Consider the following 6,536-nt stretch of genomic DNA (forward strand, 5'->3'; position numbering starts at 1 on the left):
ATGAAAATAGGAATAATCGGTGCTATGGAAGTTGAGGTAGAAACCCTCAAGAGCAGTATGACAGTTAAGAGCACTGTTAAAAAGGCTTCCATGGAGTTTTTTGAAGGTACTATTGGTAGTACAGAAGTTGTTGTAGTAAGAAGTGGTATCTGCAAGGTTAACGCTGGTATCTGTGTTCAGATTCTTGTTGATACCTTCGGTGTTACCCATGTGATCAACACTGGAGCAGCAGGTTCACTCGATGCACGTATCAATATTGGTGATATAGTTCTTTCAACAGATGCCTGCTACCACGATGTAGATGCTACTGTATTCGGATATAAGAAGGGAGAAATCCCTCAGCTTGGCACAGCTACATTTACAGCTGATGCTACTCTTAGAGAAAAAGCTATAGCAGCTATCAAGGTTGCAGCTCCTGACCTTGGAATTTTTGAAGGAAGAGTATGTAGCGGCGATCAGTTCATCTGTGATAAAGCTGTAAAAGATGCTATTATCAAGGATTTTGGTGGAATGTGCTGTGAAATGGAAGGAACTGGAATTGCTCAGGCATGCTTCCTTAACAATGTTCCATTCCTCATCATCCGCGCTATCTCTGATAAGGCTGACGGAAGCGAGATCATGGATTATCCTGAGTTCGAGGCCAAGGCTGCCAAGGACTGCGCAGCAGCAACTCTTGAACTTCTCAAGACTCTTTAAATCAACTACAGAACGTAACAAGAGCCCCATTCCAATTAAGGAACGGGGCTCTTATTATGTGTGTATAATCATTTGATTACTTTTTCTCTACTGTTTCCTCTTCTTCTTTTCTTCTGCTAACGAATCCGAAGATTGCGCCAAGTCCGATTGCTGTAAGGAATCCGATGAAGATAAGCCATAACCAGTTGCCTTCCTCTGCTTCTTCAGGAGTAGCTGGAGTCATTGGAAGAGTAGGCATTGCAGCTTTTGCTGTTTCGTCATCAGCGATAGTTGCTGTTGTCTTTGTTGCAGTCTTAGCTGGAGTAGAGTCTTTTACTTCTTCCTTATCCTCTACCTTATCGCCATTTTCAAGTGCTCTATTAGCTCCAAGTACAGTGCCCTGTACAGGAGGAGTAGCTGCGTCTGCATTAACTGCTTCAGTTGTTCCTGCTGCAGGAGCTGATGTCTGTGCTACTGGTGTATATACTGTGTCAACTGCTGCGCTTGTTGTTCCAACAGCGCCACCAACTGTAGTACCAGCTGGAGTATCTGTAGTTGTTGTATCATCAGCAGGTGTCTGTGATGGTGTGTAGTAAGCAATAAGCTCATCAATTCTTGCTGCAAGTGCTGGCTGCTGATTCTTAAGTCCCTGTAACTTCTGCTCTGCGGCTGCAACATCAGCCTTTGCATCTGTCAATTTCTGGTTCATTACCTCAATGAGCTCATCTATTGTCATGTTGTTGTATTTATCAATATCTTCTGCCAGCTCAAGCTTGATTCCAAGATATTTAGCAACATCATTTGTTCCAAGAGCTACTGCTGCTGTAAGAGTCTTCTTAGATGCCTGATTGTTCTTAAGAGTAGTAATGGCATTCTTAAGCTCGGTAACTTCTGTATTTGCGTCTGTGACTGCCTTCTGTGCATCAGCAACCTTCTGAATGTAGCCTGAGTACTTGCTTTCGATAGCAGCTATTTCTGATATATGCTCATCGGATAAGAAACCATTAAGAGCAGCATTTTTATCCAAAAGCTCTTTCATCTTTTTTGCTGCAGCTTCATCAGTTCCCTGACTATTCTTAAGTGCGTTTAGTATCGTGTTGTATTTATCCTTACTAAGCTCCTTCTCGGTTATGTATTCTATATCAGCATATTTTTGTGCATCACCTGTAGTAGCAATAAGATACATGTTAGCCTTGTGATACTGGTTATTCTGATTCTGGACTACCATTGTAACTTCGGTATCTCCGATCATCAGCTTTCCATCTACTTCCTTTGCACCAAGTTCATCAAGCTCTTTTCTTACAAGATATTTGACAGTTCCATCAGCCTGAGTATATTTGAATACGTCGAAATAACCCGCATTTGCAAGATCTTTTATTGACATCTTAACTAACGTACTTCCTTCAGGCGCCTCTCCGTCTTTATAAATAATGCGATTTTCTGTATCAACTCTTACGTAATCAGCATAGTCATTTTTCTTCGCAGCTATGCCCTTCTTATACCAATTTTGCCGATTATATCCATTATCAGTAGCTTTATCCTCTCCACCAAAATAATCATTCAAATAATTATCAGCTTCTATCTCTTCTGCCTCTTTTTCATAAGCAAAGAATCCATAAGATTTGCCTAAATCGTCGGTGTTATATCTATCCCCGTTCATCTTCTTATCTAACAGGTCGTAATTATAATATTCCTTAACCGGATTGCCATTTGCATCACGGTAGATAATTTCGACGTAGTTATTATCCTGCATCTCAAATCCGGATACTCTATGCCAGAAATAATCACCAGGTTCCTTTACAGCTTCTTCTGATTCTTTCTTGTTAGTAAGCTCTGAGCCCTTTTCCTGCGGGATAATGTAGTTGATAACTACAGAGATCATTGTATCTCTTCTAGCATTCCAATTAGGTCTTGGGCCAGGGCCGATGGTATCATATGCATCATTTGCTGCCTGCGCACTAGCTGCTTCATTACCGAGATTTTCTATAGCATTATCAAGCGCCGCCTTAAGGTTATCAACGTTAGTCTGAGCTGCCTTAAGCTCTGTAAGAGCATCTTTAGCCTTGCCTTCTGCATTGCCAAGATCAGTCTGTTCTTCAGTACGTGCTGACTCGTAATTAGCCTTTGCCTCTTTCAGTGCCTTAACAGCATCGTTGTAAAGACCTTCATACTTTTCAACTTCTGCCTTCTTTTCGTCTATATCATTCTCTGTATCTGTGATAAGATCATTAAGCTTTTTCTGAACAGCCTCTGCAGTTTCTAAAGAATTAACGTTGTTAATATCATCAACAACTTCTGTCATAGTCTTCTCAGCTTCATTAGCAGCTTTAAGAGCATCAGCTCCGCTCTGCTGAGCATCATCAGCATAGCCAGCTGCTTCCTGAGCCTTCTCTTCTACCTTTTCTTCAAACACTTCTGCTGCCTTATCCTGAGCATTTGCCTCGCCTACTTGAGCTTTGGCTTCATCTACTCTATCCTGAGCATCATCAAGGTTCTTTCCAGGATCAGTATCAGGATCAACCTTCTGAGCTTCTTTTTTTACTTCTTCTAATGCAGCATCAGAAATGTTTCCAGTTACTTTTTCATCTGCTGTAATGTTTGCATCAACAATAGGCTGAGCAGCTTCATCTGTTGCTGTTCTAGCTTCGCCAATATCAGTTGTTGATTCAGTTATTTCTGATGATACTTCGTCATATGCATCAGGAGCTGTGTTTTCGCTGTTCTCTGAATTCTCAGACTGCTGTCCACCAGCCTGTCCTCCTTCAGAAGCTGTATTGTTTTCTACTGCGCCCTCTGTATCTTCAGCATAAACTGTTAATGGATTTGAAATGGCAAGTATAGCTGAAATACCTACAAGAATAGCTGATATTGTTTTATTATTTGTATTCTTTCTCATTTCTTTACCCTCATAAACCAAACAACGGTTACACACACACTTTATTTATCTTTATTGTATTTATTGGCAATCATATTTTGAATCATATAGAAATAATATTTTGTCTAAAAGATGTGATTTTGTGATTGTTTATAATCATTTAATAGTTTGTTTATTTTTATGATTACCTCTATGTTTTATTTCCCTATTAATCGGCTAATGAACGCAAAAAGAGTAGAGATAATTTTATTAAAAATCTCTACTCTTCTAATTATGTACATATTAAATTATCTTATTTCTGAGCTATCTGCTTAACTTCATCGTTCAGTATCTGAACAATAACGTTAGTTGCTGACTGAAGGCTGCTCTTATTCATATTTGCGAGGAACTTCTCTCTATCCTCGTACAGATCTTCTATTGTCTCAACTAGAATATCCTCATCGAGATCATCATTGTTGATAACAAGTGAGAATCCCTGCTGCTCAAAAGACTTGGCATTGAGCATCTGATCGCCTCTGCTTGATTTAGTTGAAAGAGGAATCAAAATATTTGGTTTCTTGAGGGCAAGGAGCTCACAGATTGAATTAGCTCCAGCTCTTGAAACAACAATGTCTGCCATTGCAAACAGATCTTTTAACTCATTCTTAACATATTCAAACTGCTTATATCCTGGAACAGAGAGCTTAAGGTTATCCATCTTCTCTTTACCACAGATGTGAACTACGTTGAACTGTGGAAGAAGTCTTGGAAGTGCGAATCTGACGGTCTCATTAACTGACTGTGCACCAAGGCTTCCGCCTATAACCATGAGAACAGGCTTGTCATCTGTAAATCCACAGATCTTCATTCCCTCTTCTCTTGAGCCCTTACCTAACTCTTCTCTGATAGGTGTTCCTGTAAGTATCGCCTTGTCAGCAGGAAGAAGTCTCATTGTCTCAGGGAAGTTACAACAGATCTTGTTAGCTCCATTCATGCTGAGCTTGTTGGCAAGACCTGGGGTAATATCTGACTCATGTACAATATAAGGAATACCCAGAACTCTGGCTGCTCTTACAACTGGAACACTTACAAATCCGCCCTTTGAGAAAATGATATCTGGCTTGATCTTCTTGAGTAATGAGATTGACTCTGTAAATCCCTTCATAACTCTGAATGGATCAGAGAAATTCTTGGGATCAAAGTATCTTCTAAGCTTACCTGTAGCTATTCCAAAGTATGGAATGTTATAGTCTGCAATAAGCTTTTTCTCGATTCCTTCATATGAACCAATATAAAAAATCTCATAACCAGCCTTCTGAAGAGCTGGAATAAGTGCAATATTAGGTGTTACATGACCTGCACTTCCGCCACCAGTAAGGACGATTCTCTTATTAGCATTTTCGCTCAATTCTATAACCTTCTTTCAGATCGCTATATCAGGCCTGCATTGCCTGCTCTATAGCATATGATAACTGATCCGGACATGATGTATTCTTGGACCCACACTTGATTCCGCGAAGCTTGGAAATAGCATCTTCGCATTTCATTCCCTCAACAAGTCTTGACACACCCTGAAGATTACCGTTGCATCCATTTGTAAACTGTACGTGCTTGATAACGCCTTCCTCAACCTCGATATCTATCTGTGTTGAGCAGGTTCCTTTTGTCTTATAAACCATAAAAAAACTATACTCCTGATTCACTAATGTCTAATCCGGAGTATAGTATAACACATCTTATTGTTCTGCAACAGTTTGATAGTTCAGCAGCCCTTTTTCTTCATAAGGGACGATATATTCATTTACTACTCTGTCAGAGAAAGCCTTAACTTCCATAAGTTTCTCTTCGTAGTTATCTTTGGTCAGTTCATATTCACCTGCCAGAACTTCGTCCAGCATAAGCTTGTTGATCTCTGGAGCAAAATGAATGGAATCCATATACAGCTCCAGGTTTGTAGCAACCTCTTCCTGCGCCTGGAAGCAGAATACTCTTACATTGTCATATTGTAAAAGAGCTTTCGTCATCTGAATCTCATTGTAGATATAAGCATCTCTTTCACCTGATCTGACTACTCCATCCCACCAGAGCATGGAATAAACGGGGTAAAAGAAAATAAACTCAGTCTCAGGATGAGCCTCAACCTGACTTGTCAAAAGAGCTATGTTCCCAGCAAGTTCCTGGCTATATACGGTTTCATCCATCATTGGAACCACTTCGTTTGATCTGTGATATAGTCCAAGTGCCATATCAGAATTAAAGCTCTTCCACTTAGCCCAGTTATAGGAAAGTCCCTCGTTATAGTCACCCATAAAAGAATTTGCAATCTGATAAGGAATCTTTTCAAAAAGAACATCTTTATTAAATAGATAACTTACATCATTAAATGGATTCTTATCATACAGGTACATGGGACAACCTGTGGATTCATAGGTGGTCTCAGTTGAGCCATTAAGCGCAGACGGATCAATATTGTAGTAAACAAGTTTAATATCGTGATCAGCATAGGCTTCATCCATGAGGTAGCACAGATCCGCCGTTGCTCCGTAGCTTCTGATAGCCTTTATTGATTTAACACCAAAAGCATTGTCATACCAGGCATTGTCGTTGTTCTCCATAACTGATGAACCAACAAGGAGAGCATCATAATCAAAGTGTCTCAGGGTTCCTACGCACTGATATTCCTTATCATTTAGGACTGCCTTGAGTCCGAACCATGGCTTGTGATAGTGATAAAAGGGATCAAAGGCATATACCACTGAGCCAATCAGAACTGCTACAGCAAGCATCGTTACTAGCAGTCTTTTTATAAATTTTTGTGAATTGCTAACAGTATTCATATTTATTTCTTTCTATAAAAAGATAGTACCTTAAGTAAGTATAACAATTTTTCATTATACTCCTCTCCAGAACCGTACGTGCGCTATTAACGCATACGGCTCCTCACATTTCATTCTAACCACTTTATCGATAATACAAACTAACACGCATGCGTGGTTCAGCAAGCGGG

General features: G+C 39.9%; 5 protein-coding genes. 1 reads left to right on the top strand and 4 read right to left on the bottom strand.

Annotation, left to right across the window (positions count from 1 at the left end; genetic code table 11):
- Complete coding sequence (locus tag IJI01_RS12115) at positions 1 to 696, top strand: 5'-methylthioadenosine/adenosylhomocysteine nucleosidase (RefSeq protein WP_292190688.1); 696 nt, start codon at positions 1 to 3, stop codon at positions 694 to 696.
- A gap of 76 nt (positions 697 to 772) precedes the next feature.
- Here the strand turns inward: IJI01_RS12115 and IJI01_RS12120 are convergent, their stop codons facing one another.
- The 4 genes from IJI01_RS12120 to IJI01_RS12135 all read right to left on the bottom strand — a co-directional run bounded on the left by IJI01_RS12120 (position 773) and on the right by IJI01_RS12135 (position 6,366).
- Positions 773 to 3,571: a hypothetical protein gene (locus IJI01_RS12120; protein WP_292190690.1), complete on the bottom strand. Its 2,799-nt coding sequence runs from the start codon at positions 3,569 to 3,571 to the stop codon at positions 773 to 775.
- Positions 3,572 to 3,842: 271 nt separating this feature from the next.
- Positions 3,843 to 4,937 carry an undecaprenyldiphospho-muramoylpentapeptide beta-N-acetylglucosaminyltransferase gene (locus IJI01_RS12125; protein WP_292190692.1) on the bottom strand — a complete coding sequence of 365 codons (1,095 nt, stop codon included), beginning with the start codon at positions 4,935 to 4,937 and terminating at the stop codon, positions 3,843 to 3,845.
- Between the two features lie 28 nt (positions 4,938 to 4,965).
- A complete protein-coding gene (locus IJI01_RS12130) occupies positions 4,966 to 5,208 on the bottom strand; it encodes a TIGR03905 family TSCPD domain-containing protein (protein ID WP_292190695.1) in 243 nt (80 codons plus the stop codon).
- Between the two features lie 57 nt (positions 5,209 to 5,265).
- On the bottom strand, positions 5,266 to 6,366 hold the full coding sequence (locus IJI01_RS12135) for an SGNH/GDSL hydrolase family protein (protein ID WP_292190698.1): 1,101 nt from the start codon (positions 6,364 to 6,366) through the stop codon (positions 5,266 to 5,268).
- Positions 6,367 to 6,536 lie beyond the last annotated feature (170 nt).

It is taken from the genome of Butyrivibrio sp., from assembly GCF_017433805.1.
Taxonomy (GTDB): domain Bacteria; phylum Bacillota; class Clostridia; order Lachnospirales; family Lachnospiraceae; genus Butyrivibrio.